The following is a 21,128-nucleotide window of genomic DNA, read 5'->3' as shown; positions in this document are numbered from 1 at the left end:
GTTACACCTTGTATCCGACGGAATGATGGGTTGAAATGCCAGGCGTTCGAGCCTGGTGACCTCCTTTGCACGTGAGGCGACTCGCCAGGCGACACGACGATCTCAAAAAAGCCCGGGGGCAGCAGACCGCCCCCCGGCACCCGGGAGCAGGCCATGGCCGAGCAGAACGAACGAACGCAGGGGAAGGTTGAGCTGGAGGTGGTGTACGAGCCCCGCGTGCAGTTGGCGACCCAGCAGTCGCGGCGCCCCCTCTTGCGCCGGGTGGTGGTGCATAACCGCAGCGCGCAGGCGCTGGGGCCGATGGTGCTGCGCATCACCCTGGACCCGGAGATCGCCGAGCCGCTGGAGCTTCGCCTTGAGGGGGTACCGGCCGGCGAGTCGCTGGAGCTTTCGGGCGTGCCGCTGGCGATTGATTTTCATGTTGAGCGTCTCATCAACCAGACCGAGCGCGAGCAGGGTCGTCTGCGCGCGCAGCTTGTCGCCGGGGCGCAGGAACTCGCCAGGTTCTCCGGGCCCCTGGAGGTGCTGGCCTATAACGAGTGGCCGGGGCTTGGGGCCGGGGCGCAAACCATCGCCGCCTTTGTCACGCCCAACCATCCCGGCGTTGGGCGTTGGCTGGAGCTTGCGCGCCAGGGCCTGCGCGCTCGCCAGCTTGATCCCGGCCTGGAGGGCTACCAGAGCGAGAGCCCCGAGCGGGTGGCGCGCCTTGCCTGGGCCGTCTACGCCGCGGTGCGCCAGGCCGGGGTGGGCTACGCCAACCCCCCGGCCAGCTTTCAAGAGAGCGGCCAGAAGGTGCGCACCCCCGAGCAGATCTTTTCCGATAAGATCGCCACCTGCCTGGACCTCTCGGTGCTGATGGCCTCGGCCCTTGAGCAGATTGGTCTGCATCCGCTGGTGATCTTTGTGCGGGGCCACGCTCTGGTCGGGGTGTGGCTGCGCGAGATGACCTTTGATCGTGCCGTGGAGACCGACCCCCAGCAGATCTACAAACACGTGCGACTGGGGGAGTGCCTGGTCTTCGACTCCTCGCCGGCCGCCAGCGGCGCGAGCTTTGATGAGGCCATTAAGATTGGCCGCGCGCATCTAAGTAACGCGGCGAATTTTGTGGGCGCGGTTGATGTGCGGGTCTGTCGTGATGAGGGCGTGCGCCCGCTGCGCCTGCAGCGCGAAGCGGCCTACCAGCCCGTCGCCGCCGCGCCCCAGGCCGACACGATGGGGGGCGGGGAGGCGCCCACACTGATTCTGCCCGGGCCCATGCGCCCGGAGGCCGCCCCCGACCAGAGCCCGGCTGAGCGCATCGATATCTGGAAAAAGCGCCTGCTTGACCTGACGATGCACAACCGCCTGCTCAACCACCGCGACACCAACAACGCGATGACCCTGCTGGGCGACTTTCCTGCGGCGATCGAAGATCAGCTGGAGGAGGGCCAGGGCAAAGGTCTCAGGCTGGAGCCCCGTGACCGGGCGCGCCCCGATCAGAGCGAGGAGGAGGTCTTCGCCGCGGCCCGCGCCCGCCTGGGCCAGGGGGTTCTGCGCGTTGATCTGACGCCGGCGGAGTTTGAGAAACGCGCGGTGCATATCTATCGCAACAACCGCACCATCACCGAGGAGAGCGGCACCTCGGCGCTCTATCTGGCGCTGGGAATGCTGCGCTGGAAGGAGAGCGAGAGCTCCGACCGCGAGCGCGAGGCGCCCATTCTGTTGATCCCGGTGACCCTGGAGCGTGAGCGCGTCGGCGGTCCCTACCACGTCTGCCGCAGCGATGATGATCCGCTGCTCAACCAGACGCTGGTCGAGAAGATGCGCACCGACTTCGGCATGGAGCTGCCCCGCTGGGAGGAGCTTCCCCGCGATGAGAGTGGCGTCGATGTGGACGGGGTGCTCCAGGCCTTTTTGCACGCGGTGCGCGATGTGCGCGGCTTTGATGTGGAGCGTAAGGCGGTGCTGGCGATCTATGAGTTCCGCAAGTTCATGCTCTGGCTCGACCTGCACAAAAACACCGACGCGCTGATGGCCAACCCGATTGTGCGCCACATCCTGGAGGGGCGCTCCCGCGAGGAGCGCCTGGAGCAGCCGGCGCCCTTTGTGAAGCCCGAGGAGATCGACCAGAAGCGCCCCGCCCACGAAGACCTCTCGGTGGTCGACGCCGACTCCTCCCAGCTTGCGGCGATCTTCTCGGCGCTCGACGGCAACTCCTTTGTGCTGCAGGGCCCGCCGGGCACGGGCAAATCGCAGACGATCACCAACCTCATCGCCCAGCTGCTCGGCCGCGGAAAGACCGTGCTCTTTGTCTCCGAGAAGCCCGCCGCCCTGCAGGTCGTGGAGCGCCGCTTAAAGCAGGTGGGGCTGGGGCCCTTTACCCTGGAGCTGCATTCGGACAAGGCCAGCAAAGCCCAGGTGATGGCGCAGCTTGAAGAGCCGCTTACGACGGGCTGGCCTAAGCAAGCGCCGGAGTGGGAGCGCCACAGTGAGGCGCTTGAGGAGCGCCGCGCCCGGCTCAACACCTACGCGCGCCTGCTGCATCAGGAGGGGCCTTTTGGGGAGTCGCTCTTCGACGCGATCGCGCGCCTCTGCGAGCTGCGCGAGGCCCCGGCGGTGCTCAAGCTCTCCGGGGAGCGCGGGCCGCTGCCGGACCGCGACGCCTACGCGAAGATGCGCGAGCGCGTGGAGATCCTTGCCCGCGCCACCGAGGAGCTGGGGCATCCGCGCGACAACCCCTTTGAAGGGGCGAGCGTGCGGGAGTGGTCGCTGGGCCTTCAGCAGCGCGTGGAGGCCGCGCTTGAGCGCGCCGCACACACCGGTGAGTCGCTTGCGCGGGCCACCGACGCGCTCTGCGAGGCGCTGCATTTTGAGGAGGCCGCGCTGCAACGCGCCGGCCGCCTCTTCGACGAGGCGATGGAGCTCGTCTTAAGCGCCCCCTCGCCGACGCCGCAGCTTTTGAAAGCTCCGCGCGAGCAGATCGGCGCGCAGCTTGAGCAGGCCCAGAACTACCTGCGGCAGCGCCAGCAGGTCGACGCCCGGGTGCGCGAGGTCTTTGCGCCGACGCTCTACCGCGAGCCGACGCTCGGGCAGGAACGCGAGCGTTTCGCGCGCTGGGCCCAGGCCTTTGTGCTCCTTGCCTGGATCATGCTGTGGGGGGCGCGCCGCAGGTTGCGGGCTCACGCCAGCGGCGATCTTCCCGACAACACGCAGGTGCTCGGGCTCTTGCAGAGCGCCGACCAGGTCAACGAGCTCGACGCTCAGGTCGAGCCCGCCCTTAACGCCTACGCCACGCTCTGGGGCCATCATTGGAAAGGGCCCGAGACCTCACCGGAGGCTCTGGCTCGGGTGTGGACGCAGACCCGGGAGGTGCGCGACCGCCTCGCCAGGCTCAACGAGGTCACCCCGCAGCTGGCCAGCGTGCTGGAGGAGCTCGTGGTGCGCGCCGGCGATCGCCTGGCGCCGGGCACCCGGGCCCACACCGCGATCGAGGGCTTTGAAGCCGCCCGCAACGATTACGCGCAGGCGGTTGAGACCCTGCTCACCGAGCTTCAATGGCCCGCCGAGCGCTTTGAGGCGCTGCGTCCGCCGGCGCAGCGCGAGCGCATCGCCCGGTGGCAGGCCGAGCTTGCGCGCCTGCGCAGCTGGTGCGACTGGAACGCCCGCGCCGAGCAGGTCCGCCAGCTTCCCGGCCAGGCCCCGCTGGTCGACGCGCTCTTAAGCCGCACGCTCGACCACCGCGCCCTGCTCGACGCGATGGAGCGCGGGCTTCGCGAGGCCTTTGTCGACCACTGCTTCAACCAGCACGCGGCGCTGGAGCGTTTTCGGGGCTACGCCCACGACCAGCTCATCGCGCAGTTTCGCCAGATCGACGCCGGCGCTCAGCGCCTGGCCCGGCTCAAGGTCCAGCACACCCTGGCGCGCCGCCTCCCCGACCCCCATGCCCCGGGAGAGATGGCGCTTCTGCAGCGGGAGTTCCGCAAGAAGCGGGCCCATAAGCCCGTGCGCACCCTGGTGGCCGAGGCCCCCAGGGCGCTCGTGCGCTTGAAGCCCTGCATGCTCATGTCGCCGCTCTCGGTGGCACGCTACCTGGACCCCTCGCTCGACCTCTTTGATGTGGTGATCTTTGATGAGGCCAGCCAGATTCCACCCTGGGATGCCATCGGCGCGATTGCCCGCGCGCGCCAGGCGATCATCGTCGGCGACAGCAAGCAGCTTCCCCCCACGAACTTCTTTGAGGCCAGCGCGAAGGATGATTTCGATGAGGAGCAGGATCTTCAGGACATGGAGTCGATCCTCGACGAGGCCATCTCCTCGGGCGTGCCCGAGCTCACGCTGGACTGGCACTACCGCAGCCGCCACGAGTCGCTGATCGCCTTTAGCAACGACCGCTATTACAACAACCGCCTGCACATCTTCCCCTCGCCACACCAGCAGGTGCCCGAGCTCGGCGTGAAGTTTGTGCCCGTGGAAGGCTTCTACGACCGGGGCGGCTCGCGCACCAACCGCGCCGAGGCCCAGGCGGTGGTCGCCGAGATCGTAGCGCGCCTGCTCGACCCGACCCTTCGCGAGCGCTCCATCGGCGTGGTGACCTTCTCCCAGGCCCAGCAGCAGTGCATCGAGGAGCTGCTCGACGAGGAGCGCCGCCGCCACCCCCAGATCGAGCGCTTCTTTAGCGAGAGCGACGAGCCCGTCTTCATCAAGAACCTGGAGAGCGTGCAGGGCGACGAGCGCGACGTGATGTTTTTCAGCATCGGCTACGGCCCCGACCAGGTGGGCAAGGTCACCATGAACTTCGGGCCGCTGAACCGCGAGGGCGGGGAGCGCCGCCTCAACGTGGCCATCACCCGCGCCCGCGAGCTCCTCAAGGTCTTCAGCACCCTTGAGCCCCATCAGATCGACACGAGCCGCACCCAGGCTGTGGGTGTGCGCCACCTCAAGACTTTTTTGGAGTACGCCAAACGCGGGCCCGCCGCGCTCTTTGAGGAGGTCACCCAGGCCTCCATGCACGACTACGACTCCCCCTTTGAGCGGGAGGTCGCCGAGCGCCTTCGCCAGGCCGGCTGGGAGGTGCACACCCAGGTGGGCGTGGCCGGCTACCGGGTGGACCTGGGCGTGGTCGACCCGCAGCGCCCCGGTGCCTACCTGCTGGGCGTGGAGTGCGACGGCGCGAGCTACCACAGCTCCAAAAATGCCCGGGACCGCGACCGGATTCGCCAGGGTGTTCTGGAGAACCTGGGCTGGACGATCCATCGCATCTGGTCCACCGACTGGTGGCATGACCCGGCCGGGCAGACCGAGCGGGTGGTGGCGCTTTTGCGCGAGCTCAACCTCAAACCTCGTCAGGGCGCAGTGGTCTCCGGCGAAGCTGGCGGGGGCTTGAGCGCGGCCTCGGAGGTGGAGATTTCCGAGGCGGAGCTCGACGTCATCACCGACGTTGAGGTGGAGGCGGCCCCGGTGGCGCGTTCTGCCGCCGAGGAGCGGGTTGCCCGGGCGACGCCTTCGCGCCAACCGGCTGATTTTGCGCGTGAATTTAAGATGCCCTCACAGGCCAGTAAAACTCGCCAGGCCCCCGCGACGCCCCCGGCTGAGGTGGCGCTGGCAGAGAAGGTCGCCACCGCCCCCGCAGCCACCGCCCCTGTGGAGTACGCCCCGGTGGAGCGGGAGATCGCCGGCGCTGCAGCCAACTCCCGGTGGCCCGAGAGTGCCAGCCCCTGGCGCGATCTTGCCCCCCACGAGCACCTCGACCCCGACGGGTTTTATGAGGGCCACAACGACGCCACGCTACTCGTGGAGCTCTCGCATCTGGTGCGCCACCACGGCCCCGTCAAGGTGGAGATGGTCGGAAAGGCTGTGAGCCAGGCCTGGGGGCTTTCCCGCTACGGCCGAAAGATCGCGCAGCGGATCGAGACCCTGCTCCAGCGCTCGCCAGAGGTGCGCGTCGTCGGCGACGTGGCCTGGCCGGTCAAACTCGACCCGGCCACCTGGCAGGGCTTCCGCTACCACGATGAGAGTTCCCAGGGCCGCGCCATCGACGAGATCCCGCAGCGCGAGCTGGAGAATGCGCTCCTCTGGACGCTGGAGCGCGCCTTCGGCTTAAGCCGCGATGAAGCCATCAGCGAGACGAGCTCCACCGTCTTTGGCTACAGCCGCATGGGCTCGCGCATCCGCTCGGAGCTCGACGCCGCGCTTAACAGCCTCATCGCCCGGGGGCAGGTCGTGGAAGAGGAGGGGGTGTTGCGACCGGGGCGGTGAGGAACACTCCCAGGGCCAACTCCCCCTGCACACGCCCCCCCAACTTCGCTATACTCCCCCATTCAACTCACGACGACGGCGACCACACGGGGCATCGATGCGACGCGCACGCCACTGGCTGGTGATTCTGGGATTGGGAGCGATGCTGACCGCTGCGGGGTGCGAGCAGGTTCGCGGCCTTATCGAGGGGCCGGCCACCTGGCAGGCCCACGTGGTCAGCATTCCGGCCCGCGGGGAGGTGGATCGCGCGCGCCTTGTCCCCCGAAGCGTGGCGCCTGGCGAGCAGGTGGACGCGCCCTACGGCTCCACACAGCATCTCACCCTTCCCGGCGCTCAGGAGGTGGTGCTCTCGCCAGGGGCCACGGTGGTGCTGGGTAACAAGAAGACGCCGTCAGTTGAGGTGCTCGACGGGGGCGTGTGGGTCGAGGCTTCCGACGCCCCGCTTGAGGTGAGCCTGGGCAAGAGGCGCACGCTTCGGCTCGAAGGCCGCGTCAAGATCGTGCGCAATCACGACATCGCCGAGCTGACCCTTCGCGAGGGGCAGGCCACCGTGCGCACTACAGACGAAGAACGCGCGCTGACGCGCGCACTCCCCCTGCGCATCGAGGCTGATGGCACCCTGGTGGAGCTTCCGCCTCTGCACCTCGATCATATCTTCGCCGGGCAGACGCGCGAGGAGCCCCTGGGCTCGCCAGTGCGACGCCTCGGTGAGCTGCGCACCCACCGGGCGGGTGAGGTGCTCGAAGAGCCCCCCGTCGAGCATCTGAAGATGGAGGTGCGCGCGGGCGTCCACGGCCCGGTCGCCTACACCGAGGTCGAAGAGACCTTTGCCAACCGCGGTCGCGTCTCGCTCGACGCCACCTACACCTTTGCGCTTCCCCCCGGTGCCGTGCTCACGCGCATGGCGATGAAGGTCGGCGCCGATAACGCGTGGCGGGAGGGGCGCATCGAGACGCGCGAGGAGGCCAAACGGACCTGGGAGGCCGCAAAAGCCCTCGGCCTGCAGCAGGCCCAGCTCGACCAGGGCACCACCGCGCGCGGGGAGCTTCGGCTGGGCAGCGTGCCACCCGACGCTCAGGCCAGCGTGCGCATCGGGTACTACCACCGCCTGGAACCCTCGGCCGGAGGCTACCGTTACGCCTACCCGATGGGCATCGCCCAGGATCCGATCGATAAAATCGGCTTCAACCTCAAGTTCTACGACGTGCCCACCGACGCGGTGATGGTCTCCGGCTATGAGGCCGCGCTCGAAGCCTCCAAAACCCCGGGCGACGTGGCCTACGCGCATGTGACGATGGAAGAGGAGCGCTTCTGGGCGGAGGGGGATTTTGTGGTGGAGGTGCAGCACGCCGAGCGAAGCGAGGCGCTCAGCGCCCAGATCTTTGTGGAGCCGCGCCAGCCCGACGACGACGCCTACATGCTCCTGCGCGTGCGTCCGCCCCTTCCCTTAAGCGCGGCGAACGATCCGGATGATGTGCTGCTGGTCTTTGACACCTCCTACCGCAGCGGTGAGGCTCTGCTCAACGTCCAGCGACGCCTCGCGCGCGCCATCCTCACCGAGATGGAGGCCCCTCGCCGCGTCGCCGCGCTCAGCTGCGCGGAGCAATGCGAGGTACTTGGAGATGGGTGGACGACCGCGGCCGACGCGACCCTGCGCGATGCCCTCTCAGCCATGGAGCAGGGAGGCGCCCAGAACACCCTGGAGACGCTCCGCGCCATCCTGGAGGTGGCCCACGCGCGCGCGGCTCAGGGGCAGGGCGAAGCCCCCCCGATGAGTGTGGTCTATGTCACCGACGGCCACACCAGCGTGGGGCCTCTCGATATGGCCACCATCGTCGACGAGCTCGCGCCGGCCTTCAACGCGCTGGGCGTGCGCCTGCACGTGGTCGACCCGGGCGGGGCGGCCAACCGCGACGCCCAGCGCTTGCTCGCGCGCACCCTGGGCGGCACCGAGCCCGTGGTGCTCGACCCCACCCGCGGTCCCACCGCCAACGCCTGGCGGGTGCTCGAGCGCCTTATCTCCGAGTCACTCCGCGACATCGAGGTTCACGTCAGTGCTCCGGCTGAGATGATCCCCTTGCCCGCGCCCCCCTCGCTGCGCAGCGGCGAAGAGCTCTTGCTCTACGGCCGTCTCCCGCTGAAGGCGTTGCAGGAGGATGTGCCCCTTGAAGTGCGCGTCACTGGCCAACATCGCGGCCAGCCCTGGGAGTGGACCTCCCAGCTCCGGCCGGCCTCCTGGCAGAAATCCGATGCCCTGCACCTGCCCGCCCTCTGGGCCAGCGAAGAGATCGCCCGCCTCAGCGCCATGCGTCCCGACGACCCCGAGCGCAGTGATGCGCTGACCATCGAGCTCTCCAAATACCACAGCGTGCTCAGCCCCCTGACCACCTGGGTGGTCCTGGAGAGTGAGATCGAGCACCTCGATCGCCGGCGCGAGCACCCAAACGCAATCCAGGCGATCGAGCTTGTCCGCGGTGACACATCTCGCGCGCCACGGGGCCCCTTGCCGCAGGTGGAATCGCGTACCCACACCCTCGATGTCTTTCCTGTCGAAGATGTGTTTGCGACACGTGACCTTCCTCATGGCATCCCCATGTCTGGCGAAGGCCCCGCCGACCTCGGCATGCGCGGCGGCTCCGGCTCCGAGCCGAAGGAGGCCCGCGCCGAGCCGCAGCAGGCCGCCCCGGCCCCGGTGCCCTACAAAACGATGCAGGCCCGCCGCGCCCGCAACGCCCCCAAACCTCGGGCGCGCCGTCGCGCCTCAAGCTCTGTCATGCGTGGCCCTTCGCCCGAAGAGCCCCTCGCTGGAGATGACGAGGGCGTCGAGTTCATCCCCCTCTTTGGCAACGCCACAGCCCGCCCCCGTCGACCCACCCCTCGCCGGCCCGCACCGGTACAACGTCCTCCCGAGCTCTTGTTGCCGGTCTCCGAGGTGACCCTGAACATCGATCGACGACTCCGCGCCGGCGGTGATCCTCGCCACTGGACCTCACAAAAGGCCCGCTCCTACGCCCGACTCTCCCGAGACATCACCCGCGACCGCAGCCGCCGCGACCTGCGCCGTCGCCTGATCGACGACTACGCCCCCTACACCGGGGGTCGCGCCCGCATGGAGCTCGAAGACTGGCTGGAGTACGACCGCCTCGACCCCGATGCGCTCCTCTTCTACAGCCACCACCTGACCTGGGCTGGCGAGGACGAGCGCGCTCGGGTGGTGCTCTCAGGCGTGATCGACAGTGCCCCGGAGAACGTTGAACTCCAGGAGTTGCTGGCACGCGGTCTGCTGTTTAGCGAGCAGCCCGCCCGGGCCTGCGCGCACCTCCAGAGCGTGCGCAGCCTGCGGGAGCGGGCCGGCGAGTATGCCCGCTCTCGGGCTGAGGCAATTCCGGAGCCCGGAGTGGCCGACTGCCCGCTCGTCAGCGATCTGAGCGCGCTGGGCGTCGATCCGCCCTCACACGAAGTCTCACTCGACGCCTACGCGCCCCCCTCGCCAGCCGAGCACACCCTGACCGAGACCCAGGTCCGCATCACTCTGCGCGCGCCGACCGCCAACGCGCCCGCTCCGCAGCTTCTACTTGTCTCCAGCGACCATTTTCAGATCAGTCGCTCCTCCTACCCCCTTCACCTCCTGGCTCTGGAGCGCTCCACCGACGCCGAGGGCTACGCCGTGCTCGACGCCATCGTCGAGGTTAAAAGGGGCGATGATCTCCACCTTTATGCCCGCGCCCCCGAGGGAACCCGGGCGCAGGTGCGTACGGCTGGCACGGCGAATGAGCAGGTCATCCTGACGGAATCCCTGAGCGGGTTGGCCTACGCCTTGACGGCGCGTCGGAGTTGGTGAGGCCCGGGGAAGGTCCGAACGCTGGCGCGCAGCTGGCTCCCTGCGCTAGAGTGCGCCCGCTTCTACGGCGTCGTCATGTCGCTTTACCCTGTCCCGAGACCGACCATGCTTGAACACGCTCAGCGTCAAAAAAAGCGGCAGGCCCGTGTGCTGTGGATCTGGTCCTTCGCCATGACCCTCTTCAGTCTGCCCTGTGTGACTTTCGCGCTTTACGAGGTCATCATCGGAGCACCCAACGTTGAGGGTAATCTGATGATGGCCCTCTTCTTCGGTGTCATCCTCGCAGCGGCAATCACCCTGGGCGTCAAAGCCCGCAAGACGGGTCTGCAGGCCAACGAACTCCACATCCCCGAAGACCTGGAACGCTTCATCCTGCAGCTGGCCCAGAAGGGCGGCGGCGAGCTCAGCGCGGCCACCCTGGCCCTGGAGAGCAAGCTCAACCTGGACCAGTCCGCCCACGTGCTCGCTGAGTTCGAAAAACGCGGCCATGCCTACTCCGTCGTCGTCGGGGAAGGCTCGCGTCGCTACATCTTCCCCGATCTCAAAGCCAGCGCGCTACCCTCCGACCCGCACGCCGCCGGGACCGACGACTTCATGCGCCGCCTCTCCGAGCGAGAGGTCGTCGAAGAGCCGCACTACCACAACCACGAGAGCTGAACCCCGCTCGTTGGGGGTGTGCCTTAGCTGGCGCTCGGCCCGGAGGTGTTCACCTCCTCGGGCTTCTCCACCGCCGGGCGCACAATGATCTGGGAGACCTCCGGCCGCTCGCGCTGCTCCACCGGCTCAAGCTCTACCGCCTCGCCAAGCTCTGCGGCATGGTAGATCGCCTCGATGATGCGCACGTCCGCCAGCCCCTCATACCCGTCGGGCTCCGGGGGGCGATCCTTCGCGATGCAGTCGGCAAAGTAGGCCAGCTCCGCCCCGAACTGGTCGTGTTTGGGAAAGGTCCGCTCAAAATGCTCCGGCGTCTCCACCTGCATCGTGATGGGCTGGGCGTAGCTAAAGGCCGGACTTAAGCTCAGCCGCCCATCCTCCCCCAGCAGCTCCAGCCGGCTCACCGACGCGCTCCCCAGGCTGGAGATAAAGGTCGCCAGGCGATCCCCCTCAAAGCGCAGCGTGACACTCGTAGACTCATCGCAATAATCAAATCGCGCATCCCCCGGGCGCCGCTGGCTTGTCGCGATCACCTCAATCGGCTCCCCCCCGAAGAGGTAGCGCGCCGCGTTGATGCAGTAGATCCCCATGTCGTACACGCTGCCTCCCCCCTTATCGAGCGGAGAGAGGCGAATATCCCCCTCGACCACATTCTGCCCGAACGCAGCGCTGATGTAGCGCAGCTCCCCCAGATCGCCGCGCTGCGCGATGTCGACCGCGTGCAGGTGCGCCGGATCAAAGTGCAGCCGATACGCCGTCATCAGGTGCACCCCGGCCTCCTCGCAAGCCCCGATCATCGTGCGACACTCCTCCTCGGTCACCGCCAGAGGTTTCTCGCAGAGCACGTGCACGCCGGCACGGGCCGCTCGTACGACATAGTCGCAATGCAGGTGGTTGGGCAGGGCGATGTAGAGGGCGTCGATATGCCCCCCTTCGATAAAGTCGTCAAAATCGTCGTAAGCGATGCAGTGGGCCACATCGTAACGCTCCCCCAGCACGCTGAGCTTCTCGGCATCGCCGGAGATCAGGGCGTTAAGGCTGGCGTTCTCGGCGTTGGCAAACCCGGGCAAGACCGCGACCTGGGCGATATGCCCGAGCCCGATCACTCCGTAACGGATCGGTGTGCTGGTGGTGCGCATAAACTCCTCGGCGCTTTGGGTTGAGGTCGGCTGGCGAGCGTTGCCTCAAATCTGCGCACACCTCGCCAGGCGCGAAACCCTCCTCCCCCACGCCCCGAAGGTCAGCCTGACGCCTTAGAGCATCCCCACGATCAGCTCCACATCCTCATCGCCCAGCGCCGCCTCAAAGCTCTGGCAGACCATGTCTTCTCGCGAGATGAGATTGTCCTCTTCGCTATCCAGCGCCGTGGCATAGCAGAGCTCCGCGCTGAACGACGCCTCGCCAACCGAGCTGGCCTGCGTGCACGACGGCTCCTGCGTGAAGTCCACACGGTAGTAGATGCCCTCCCACGTATGTCGAACCTCCTCGCCAGGAGCCAGCGCGATCACCGAAGGCAGCGGCGCATCACAAACCCCGCAGGGCTCCGGATCCCCGCAGCTACAGGGCATGCACGTATCGCTGAGCGCCAGCTCCTCGCCATCAAACCTCACCTCCAGCCACGCCAGCCCGTAGTCGGCATACGAGTTATCCTGAACGTAAATCGTCGACTCGCCAGCGTTGCGAATCACAAAACGCACCGGCTCGCCAGGCTGGACATCGGCATCGCGATCCGCATCAGGCTGCTCCGAGCTGTCTTCCACCCCGACATCGTCCGAGCCCTCTTCCGGATCGCTGCTGCAACCCGCCAACCCCAACCCGCTCGCCAGCACGAGCACCGCCATCCACCTTCCCATCCACATCCTCATCTCAACCTCGTCGTAGAAACTCGATTCCAGAACGACCGCACCACCACGATCGCCCCTGGTCGTTCTCTGCTCCCCAGAGAGAGCACCTCCCCAGCCTGACAGAAGGTGCGGGACGTTTAAATCTACCCCGACACCATCCGCCCCCGCCCCTCGCCAGAGCGCATCACGCGCTCAACGGCATCCTGAAGCGCCTCGCCATCAAAAGGCGCCGCGATCACCTGTGGCCTCTCCGTAAAGGTCGCGGCGATCTCGGCGTCGTCCGCAGACCCTCCCACCAACACCAGCCCCAACCCCGGCCGCACCTTCATCAACTCCGAGGCCAACTCCACCCCCGAGGCATCCAGCAGGTGCTGCGCGCAGATCAACACGTCCAGCGGCGCATCGATTTGCACAAGGCAGCGCGCCTCATCGGCAAGCGCACAGTCGATCACCCGAAAACGCCGCCGCTCCAACACTTTCCTCACAAGCCGCCGATCCCGCTCTCGCCCCAGCACGACCAACGCCGTGGGCTGACGCCGCCGCAGCGGTGAAAGACTTCCCGAGGGACGCTTCGTCTCCCGGGGATGCGTCTGGACCTCCTCCTCCTGAGGGGCCCCTCCCACCTCGGTCGTCTCCTCGTCCAACCCCTGCGCCTGCCCCTCCAACATCTCTCCGGCCCTCAACCACACCAGCACCTCCGTGCCCGCCCCGGGGGCCGTCTCCAACTCCACTCGCCCCCCCGACTGCGACACCACCCCGTACACCGTCGCAAGCCCCATCCCCGAGCCCTGCCCGGGGGCCTTGGTCGTGAAGAAGGGCTCAAACGCCCGCTGCGCCACCTCCGGCGTCATCCCCCGACCCTCGTCGCGAATGCTCAGCAGGAGCACAACCTCCCCCTCAGTCTTCACCTCCTCGGTGCGCACCACCACCCGACCCTTGCCCTCCATCGCCTCGCTGGCGTTGATCATCAGGTTGAGCACGATCTGCTCCAGCTGGCTGCGGTCCGCACGCACCCCGTAGCTGAGCGTCCCCGGCCGCCAGTCCACGCTCACCCCCGGCATCAGCACCCTGGCCAACCCCGTGAACTCCTCCATCAACCCGTTCAACGAGAGCGATACCGGCGCCTGATGCTGCACCTTGCCCACCGCCAGCAGGTTCTGCGTCAGCTCGACCGCCCGCTCCGTCGCCTCCCGAATCTCCAGCAGGTCGGCGCGCAGCCCCGGATTCCCCCCGTAGTCGGCCAACACACAGTCGGTCTGACTCAACACCACGCTGAGCAGGTTGTTGAAGTCATGCGCGATCGCCGCAGCCATCCGCTCCACGGCCTGCATCTTATGCTGCTCCCGCAGCCGGGCCTCCACCTCCGCCAGCGCCTGACGCGTGAGCTGTAAGGCCGAAACATCAATGAGCGTCGTGAGCAGCCCGATGGCCTCATTCCCGTGAAAAATCGGGTGGCAGACCAGACTCACCCACACCGGCTCCCCCTCCGCCAGCGCCACGCCCACAAGCCCCTCCTGCACTCGCCCCGTCATAATCGCCCGTCGACCCGGCAGCTCCTCCGGCGCAAACGCTCGCCCCTCCTCATCGAGAAGCCGCCAGGTGTAGCTCTGCGGCGCAGCATCGATAAGCTCCGTGGCCGGCATTCCAAAGAGTCGATCCGTATCCCCCACGCAGTCGCGAATGGTGCCGTGCATATCCTGCACCAGCACCACCGCACGCTTATGCTCGCACAGCCGCTCCACCGTCGAGCGTTTCTCCAGATACGCGCGCAGTACGTTGATGTCTCGCTCGCTCACATTCACACCGCTCTCCCCATCCTCAAAGACCCGGGAGACAACCCCCCACGTAACTTCATGTCGCATAACCTCCGCCCCCGACGATAAAGACCACCCTCCCCGCGAGCAAGCCCACCCCCTCATCTTCACACCTTCACTCGCCAGCATCTTCGCCGACTTGACATCCCCTCCCCCCCATCCCTACCTTTCTGCAGGTGCGATGCTTTTCGATGGCATCCCCCTGAGGGGCCCTGTGGCCCTCCACGCCGCGCGCGTTGAACGCCCACCCCGGCCCAACGCCCCGCGCCCACCTGATGACGACGATGATCGATCTCTTCCACATCCGCTTACGCTGAGCGCGCCCCCGCCTTGAGCGGGCGCCTCACCCTTCGTTCTACACCCTCGCCGCAGAGCAGGGCGTAGCAATGAGGATTCTGTTTAGCGCGCTGCGCCCCTCTCAGGGCGACGTCACCCGGCACCTTTGCCCGGACGTCCGCCCTCACGGGCGCCGATGTGGACGTTTTCGCTGTCACGATGCCGGCACTCCCCTGTGTTGCCAGGCTCGCGTCGCTCCAAAACTCCCACCCGCGACTCGCCAGAAGTCCTCGTCCCGCTCCGCCCCTCGGCCGGTGATATCACCTGCAAGGAGGCCCTATGCGCCATCGAGATAACGCCACACCCGATGCCACCGAGCATCGCGACGCACCTTCGATCCACGACACCACCCCGACCCCTGAGCGCGCCCTGATCATCGCGGTGCAACTCTCGGGCACCGACGACGCAGAGCTTCACAGCTCCGCCCGTGAGCTCGAACGCCTGGCCAACACTTTGGGCATCGAGGTGCTCGGCTTTCACTCCCAGCGCCGCAGCAGCGGGAAGTCCGCAAAACTCCTCGGCTCCGGAAAGCTCGAGGAGGTCGCCCACGCCATCGAAGAGCTCGGCATCACCCGCGTGCTCTTTGACGGGGAGCTCACCCCCCGCCAGCACGAGAACCTCGAAGACGCCCTGGGCGTGAAGGTTACCGACCGCTCCGGCGTCGTGCTGCGCATCTTCGAAGAACGCGCCCAGACCCGTCAGGCCCAGCTGGAGGTCGACATCGCCCGCATCGAATACGAACTCCCCCGGGTGCGCCGTGGCCACGTCGCCGATGACCGCCGCGGGGGCGGCGGCCGCGGCGAAAAAGGCCACACCAACGTGGAGCTCGCCAGGCAACGCCTGCGCGAGCGCCTGGTCACCCTGCGCCGCGAGCTCACCGATCTGCAGCAGCACGCCGCCACCCAGCGCGCCCGGCGCTCCAGCGCCTTCCAGGTGGCCCTGGTGGGCTACACCAACGCCGGCAAGTCCTCGCTGATGCGCGCCCTCACCTCCAGCGAAGTTCTTGTCGAAGACAAACTCTTTGCCACCCTGGGCACCACCGCCCGCAAGCTCGACCCCCCGCTGCAGCCCGAGGTCGTCGTCAGCGATACGGTCGGCTTCATCAAACGCCTGCCCCACGAGCTTGTCGCGTCCTTTAAGTCCACCCTGGATGAGGCCCACGACGCCGACCTGCTCCTCTACGTCCTCGACGCCTCCGACCCGGAGTGGCCCGACCATCTTCAGGTCACCCGCGAGACGATTCAGGACATCGGCGCCAACCCCCACTCCCGCGTCGTCTTCAACAAGGTCGACCGACTCGATGACGCCGAGCGCGCCAGCCTGCGTATGCGTATGCCCGACGCGCTGCAGGTCAGCGCGATGCGCCCCGAACTCGTGGCGCTTCTGCACGCCGAGATCGCCCGCATTCAGGAGACCTCCTTCGTCGAAGAATCCCTGCTCATCCCCTTTGAACTCGGCCATGTTGTGGGCGCGGTGCATGAGGGCGCCCGCGTCGTCGAGCAGCACCACGGCCCCCGGGGCACCGCACTCAAAGTCCGCGCGCCGGCACACGCCATCCCCCTCTGGCGCGCCGAACTCCCCGACCCACCCGTCTTCGACGATGCCGACAGCCTGCTTGAGCGCGCCGCCGACTTCGGCCTGGAGCTTATGATGGACGATGGCGACGAGTCGTTGGAAAGTGGTTTTGATGAGAGCGGCGCAGATTATCGGGTGCTGCACGCCATCGATCAGGAGGGCGACTCCTGGATTCTGCGCACCCCCCGACGCTTGGGGCTCTACGAGCCCGCCCGCATCGAGGCCCGCGCGCTTCGCGCGCTCAGCGATGAACTCCCCGTCGAACTCCCACGTTGGGCGCTCCACACCCCCGAGATCATCGCCTACCGCCGCCTTCAAGGCCGTCCCGGCTGGCAGATCTCACCGGCCGGAGCGCTCACCTGGAACCACATCGACCCTCAAGATCCCTCCGAGACCTTCCTTCGCTCGGTGGCCCGCACCATCGCCGCCATGCACCGCCTCCCGGGCGACGAGCTCCGGGCAGCCGGCATCCCGCAACGCACCCCGCATCAGGAGCGCGATCATCTTAAGGCCATGCTCCCCCGCGCCCTCTCCGTACTCAAGCCGGCCCCCGAGGTCCGCGAGCGCTGGGAGCGCTGGCTGGCCGCCGACCACCTCTGGGCCTGGACGCCGAAGCTGGTGCACGGCGACCTCCACCCCGGCCACCTCCTGCTTGATGAGCGCGGCCAGCTCAGCGGCATCATCGACTGGTCAGAAGCCCACCTGGGCGACCCGGCCATCGACCTGAGCTTCTTCGTCGGCGCCTTTGCCCCCGGCACACTCGAGCGCCTGCGCGATCTTCTTGACGAAGAGGGCGCAGAGCCGGGCTTCGCCCTGGTGGAGCGCTGCCGGGAGCGCTGGGCCTACTACGCCGTCATCACCACCGACTGGGCCCTCGACAACGACCACGACCAGGCGCTGGCCCACGCCCGTAACCTCACCAAATCTCTGGAGTCCGCGGAATGAGACGCCTGCTGCGGCCCGACCTCCGCGCTCACCCCACCTTCATCCCCCCGGGCCTCACCTCACCCGCGGCCTGACCCCAGATCACCACCCCCGAATGAGGGGTTATCCCTCATTCGGGGGCATGATCCACCCCTCCGGTCGGGACTCGACCCTCAGCCGGCCCCCTCGATCACCCCTCGGGTTGGGACTCGACCCCCAGCCGGACTCCTCCACCACCCCTCGGGTTGGGACTCGACCCTCAGCCTGACCCCTCCACCACCCCTCGGGTTGGGACTCGACCCTCAGTCTGACCCCTCGATCACCCCCGGCGCCGACATTGATAAACGACGAGCACAGCTCCACGAGGGGAGGGCGCCACACGCATGTGCCAGAGACATCTGCGCCCCGGCCCGCTCGGCCACCTGGAGCTCGCCCGCCTGGAGCGTGACGCCGCCCGCCGCGCCTACGACGAGCTGGCCGATGACCTCAACACCACGATCCACGAGCTCGTCGACGCCCTGGAGTTTTATGCCGACTATGCCACCTACGTGATCCCCGATGAATCCCGACTGAGGCTCGTCAAGGCTGGCTACCGCTGCCCCATACTCGCTGACGGCGGTCGCAGAGCGCGTGTCGCGTTGGGCGAGGAGTTTTAAGCCCGATCTGGCAAGGAGGAGGGCCGTCCGATGGGCCACGTCAGCGTCGGATCTGGCACCACTCACCTTGCGCGACGAACATCAGGACCAACGTTCGCGTAGGTTGCTCGATAGAATATTGATTTTATATAACTCTGGAATTATATTTCTGTTGGCACGTTGAAACCACGGAGACGCATGAAGACCCAGATTCTTGTCACCGATGAGTACAGCGAGTGGTTTGGTAGCCTGGACGCCACCGAGAAAAAGGCTGTCCGTCGCGTCGTCGGGATGTTGGAGCAGATGGGGGTCACATTGCCCTTTCCTTATTCTTCATCGTTGAAGAACACCTCGCACCCTCTTCGCGAGTTACGCGTCAAGGCCAAAGGTACGCAGATTCGCGTGGTCTACGGGTTTGATCCCACGCGAAACGCCCTTTTGCTCATCGGGGCAACAAAGGCCGGAAGCAAACGCTTCTACGAGCAACTCATCTCCCTCGCAGAGAAGATCTGGGAGGATTTTCAACAGGAGACGCCATGATCCGCACTTTGGAAGAACTCGACCGTGAGCACTTCACCGACGACGAACTCAAGGAGATTCGTCAAGAGGCCCTTGCGGCCGTCATGGAGTTGAACCTCAAAGCACTCCGCAAAGAGATAGGGCTGACACAGCAGGAGTTGGCAGACCGCCTGGAGATGGCGCAGGCGCAGGTGTCTCATATTGAGAACCGAGACGATTTCTTGCTCTCGACTCTTCGACGATATGTGGAGGCCCTGGGGGGGGATATTGAGATGTTCGCCACCTTTGGCGAGAAGCGCATCAAGCTCTCTGGAATCTGAGATAAAAGGTGCCCTGCTAAATTTGGATCTTTAAGAAATCTGCTAAAGCTCCCAGGTTGATGGTATGTGAGGTGTTGCACCCACCACTCCGATACACCTCTGGCGCTGCTTTGTATTAAAACGCTCCGGCCGACCTCGCTGCTCCACCCCGCTAAATACCCCGCCGGCACCCCACCCGGGAGTTTGTATGGATGTTGCTACCCCCACTCGCCGCTTTTGCCTGCGATGCGCCTCGCTCGGCGTACTCAGCGCCCTCGCCATGAGCGTGGCCTGCGCTGAGCCCGAGCCTCCCGCCGACGCGCAACGCTCAGCCTCCCAACCCCTGGTGACGTTGGAGCGCTCCGCTCCGAGCGGCGATGATGCCGCCGCCGCGTCAGTCAAAATCATCGAGCCCGACTGGGAGGCCGCAGACCAGGCCGAACGCCTCTCCCCGAACCGCGTCTCCGACGACGCGCTGAAGCTCGCCGAGGCGTCGCCGGTCCCGGTGCTCTTGCCCGACGATGATGCCCTTTTGGGCACCCTGCAGCTGACCACCGGCCCCACCTGGTACGGCGCCTCGATGCGCGGCGAGGACTTCGGGGTTGTGATCCACGGCACCAACGCGCAGCACAGCCTCCCGGGGAGCGGCGCCAAAGAAAAACCCGACGCGCAGGCCGGTCGCCCCGTCTTAAGTCGCACCCACGCCATCGTCACGGTGAGCTTTCAGAGCTTCGGCGTGGCCTATGCGCTGGATATCGACTGCCAAAACCCGCACACCAACCCGCGCTGCGCCGAAGATGCGTTCGCCTGGGAGCTGGTCGAAGGGCTGAAGGTGCTGAGCGCGGAGGCCACGCGATGAAGACGACGACGTTGAAAACCTTCGAGAAGTTCGCATCTGGCGCGGTCTTCGCCCTGGGCGCCCTCCTGCTCGCGGCGCCCGCCCAGGCCGAAGAGTTCACCTACCAGCCCCCCGGCCAGCTCGTCGCCGGCAGCGGCACCGGGCGCGTCGACTACACGGTCTATGTGCCCGGGATGCGTTTCCCCATCGAGCAGGCTCCGGCCTACCCCAACTCCCAGGTCTGGGGGCACGGGGGCATGAACGGCCCCGGCGGCGGCCAGTGCGACTCGGGCAACTACAGCTACCCCTGGTGGGATAACTATTGCGAGACCCGAACCTGGGACATGCCCCTCTGCCCCGGCGGGCAGGGCCACCAGGGCCAGGACATTCGCGCGGCCACCTGCGACAACAAGACCCACTGGACCGTCGCCGCCGAGGCCGGCACCATCACCAACATCGGCACCTACTCGGTCAACCTGATGACCGCCGACGGCACCCAGCACCGCTACCTGCACATGGACCCGGGCACACTCGCCGTCTCCGTGGGCGATACCGTGGCCGCCGGCGACCGGCTGGGGCTGGTCTCCAACGCCTTTGGCGGCACGCCCACCACCATCCACCTGCACTACGACATCCGCCGCAACGTCAGCCCACATGGTCAGGTGTACATCCCCACCTACATGTCGCTGGTGACCTCTTACCAGGATCTGATCGGGCAGCCCGCCGAGCCCTGCGGCCTCATTGGCGCCGAGGGCGGGCTGATCGACAACGACGACGCCTGTTTTCAACTTCTGGGCAACGTCGGCACCTGGCGCACCGAAAACGTCGGCCACGGCGGAAGCCTCAACTGGACCTACGCCTGGGAGGCCCCTGACCCCGATGGCTACGCCCGCTGGAGCCTGCACGTGGAAGAGCCCGGCGACTACGAGCTGGAGGTCTACATTGAGGACAGCATCGCCAGCAGCGCGCGTGCGCGCTACAGCCTCTTTGCCGATGGTCAGCAGCACGATCTTCGCGTCGACCAGGGCGCGGCCAGCGGGTGGACCTCGCTCGGCACGTTTCGCTTGAGCGGGGAGAGCGGCGAACGCCTCGAGATCTATGATAACAGCGGCGAGGCCTTCGCGGATCGCCTGCAGTTCGTGGCCGACGCGTTGCGGCTGACGCGCCGCGGCGTCGAAGAGCCCGAAGTCGACGCCGGTGAGCCCGACGCGGGTCAACCCGATACCGGTGAGCATGACGCGGGGCAGGGCGACAGCGGCACCGACGTCGCCGACGCCGGCCCGCAGCCCGACGCCGGCGACGCCCCCGACTCCGGCGTCGCCTCGGAAGATCGCATGCTGGAGGAGAACTCCTGCGTGGGCTGCTCCTCCACCGACTCCGGAGGCTCCTCCGCGCTGATGCTGCTGCTGATGGCCGGGCTTTTGGCCAGGCGGCGCATGCGCCGCGTCGCCTGAGCGCGCCGAAAAGCTCCCTGAACGAAAAACCCCGACGCCGTGTGGCGTCGGGGTTTTTTGATGCTCTGCATGAAGCGGGTGATGGGATTTGAACCCACGACCTTCAGCTTGGGAAGCTGACACTCTACCGCTGAGTTACACCCGCAGAGGGTTCGATTAGC

At 66.9% G+C, this 21,128-nt stretch carries 12 protein-coding genes and 1 tRNA gene; 9 read left to right on the top strand and 4 right to left on the bottom strand.

Annotated features, from left to right (window positions below; translation table 11 throughout):
* The first annotated feature begins 153 nt into the window (after window positions 1-153).
* The 3 genes from proA to FRC98_RS11885 all read left to right on the top strand — a co-directional run bounded on the left by proA (window position 154) and on the right by FRC98_RS11885 (window position 10,732).
* Window positions 154-6,234 carry an anti-phage protein ProA gene (gene proA / locus FRC98_RS11895; protein WP_146981662.1) on the top strand — a complete coding sequence of 2,027 codons (6,081 nt, stop codon included), beginning with the start codon at window positions 154-156 and terminating at the stop codon, window positions 6,232-6,234.
* A 97-nt stretch (window positions 6,235-6,331) separates the two neighbouring features.
* Window positions 6,332-10,075: a VIT domain-containing protein gene (locus tag FRC98_RS11890; protein WP_230467533.1), complete on the top strand. Its 3,744-nt coding sequence runs from the start codon at window positions 6,332-6,334 to the stop codon at window positions 10,073-10,075.
* Window positions 10,076-10,180: 105 nt separating this feature from the next.
* The gene (locus FRC98_RS11885; protein WP_146981660.1) at window positions 10,181-10,732 is read left to right on the top strand and encodes a hypothetical protein; all 552 of its coding nucleotides are present in this window, start codon (window positions 10,181-10,183) and stop codon (window positions 10,730-10,732) included.
* Window positions 10,733-10,755: 23 nt separating this feature from the next.
* On the opposite strand, the gene FRC98_RS11880 is transcribed toward FRC98_RS11885, so the two are convergent.
* From FRC98_RS11880 to FRC98_RS11870, 3 genes are all read right to left on the bottom strand, one after another.
* Complete coding sequence (locus FRC98_RS11880) at window positions 10,756-11,868, bottom strand: Gfo/Idh/MocA family protein (protein WP_146981659.1); 1,113 nt, start codon at window positions 11,866-11,868, stop codon at window positions 10,756-10,758.
* A 114-nt stretch (window positions 11,869-11,982) separates the two neighbouring features.
* Window positions 11,983-12,594: a hypothetical protein gene (locus FRC98_RS11875; RefSeq protein WP_146981658.1), complete on the bottom strand. Its 612-nt coding sequence runs from the start codon at window positions 12,592-12,594 to the stop codon at window positions 11,983-11,985.
* Between the two features lie 122 nt (window positions 12,595-12,716).
* Complete coding sequence (locus tag FRC98_RS11870; RefSeq protein ID WP_230467532.1) at window positions 12,717-14,435, bottom strand: hybrid sensor histidine kinase/response regulator; 1,719 nt, start codon at window positions 14,433-14,435, stop codon at window positions 12,717-12,719.
* Between the two features lie 567 nt (window positions 14,436-15,002).
* Between FRC98_RS11870 and hflX the strand changes: the two genes are divergently transcribed.
* From hflX to FRC98_RS11840, 6 genes are all read left to right on the top strand, one after another.
* Window positions 15,003-17,243, top strand: a complete 2,241-nt coding sequence (hflX, locus tag FRC98_RS11865) for a GTPase HflX (protein ID WP_146981656.1) — start codon at window positions 15,003-15,005, stop codon at window positions 17,241-17,243.
* A gap of 362 nt (window positions 17,244-17,605) precedes the next feature.
* Complete coding sequence (locus FRC98_RS11860; protein WP_146981655.1) at window positions 17,606-17,878, top strand: hypothetical protein; 273 nt, start codon at window positions 17,606-17,608, stop codon at window positions 17,876-17,878.
* 177 nt (window positions 17,879-18,055) lie between these two features.
* The gene (locus FRC98_RS11855; protein ID WP_146981654.1) at window positions 18,056-18,397 is read left to right on the top strand and encodes a type II toxin-antitoxin system RelE/ParE family toxin; all 342 of its coding nucleotides are present in this window, start codon (window positions 18,056-18,058) and stop codon (window positions 18,395-18,397) included.
* Window positions 18,394-18,696, top strand: a complete 303-nt coding sequence (locus FRC98_RS11850) for a helix-turn-helix domain-containing protein (RefSeq protein WP_146981653.1) — start codon at window positions 18,394-18,396, stop codon at window positions 18,694-18,696. Before FRC98_RS11855 ends, FRC98_RS11850 begins: the two co-directional genes overlap by 4 nt.
* A 187-nt stretch (window positions 18,697-18,883) precedes the next feature.
* Window positions 18,884-19,534, top strand: coding sequence for a hypothetical protein (locus tag FRC98_RS11845; RefSeq protein ID WP_146981652.1), 651 nt, complete (start codon window positions 18,884-18,886; stop codon window positions 19,532-19,534).
* Window positions 19,531-20,967 (top strand): golvesin C-terminal-like domain-containing protein, encoded by a 1,437-nt coding sequence (locus FRC98_RS11840; protein ID WP_146981651.1) that lies wholly within the window; start codon window positions 19,531-19,533, stop codon window positions 20,965-20,967. Before FRC98_RS11845 ends, FRC98_RS11840 begins: the two co-directional genes overlap by 4 nt.
* Before the next feature lie 73 nt (window positions 20,968-21,040).
* On the opposite strand, the gene FRC98_RS11835 is transcribed toward FRC98_RS11840, so the two are convergent.
* Window positions 21,041-21,112: transfer RNA gene (locus FRC98_RS11835), tRNA-Gly, on the bottom strand.
* Window positions 21,113-21,128 lie beyond the last annotated feature (16 nt).

Origin of the sequence: Lujinxingia vulgaris (genome assembly GCF_007997015.1) — a bacterium.
GTDB lineage: Bacteria > Myxococcota_A > Bradymonadia > Bradymonadales > Bradymonadaceae > Lujinxingia > Lujinxingia vulgaris.
The sequence above is the reverse complement of the archived record's forward strand: the minus strand, read 5'-3'. Positions and strand labels throughout refer to the sequence as shown.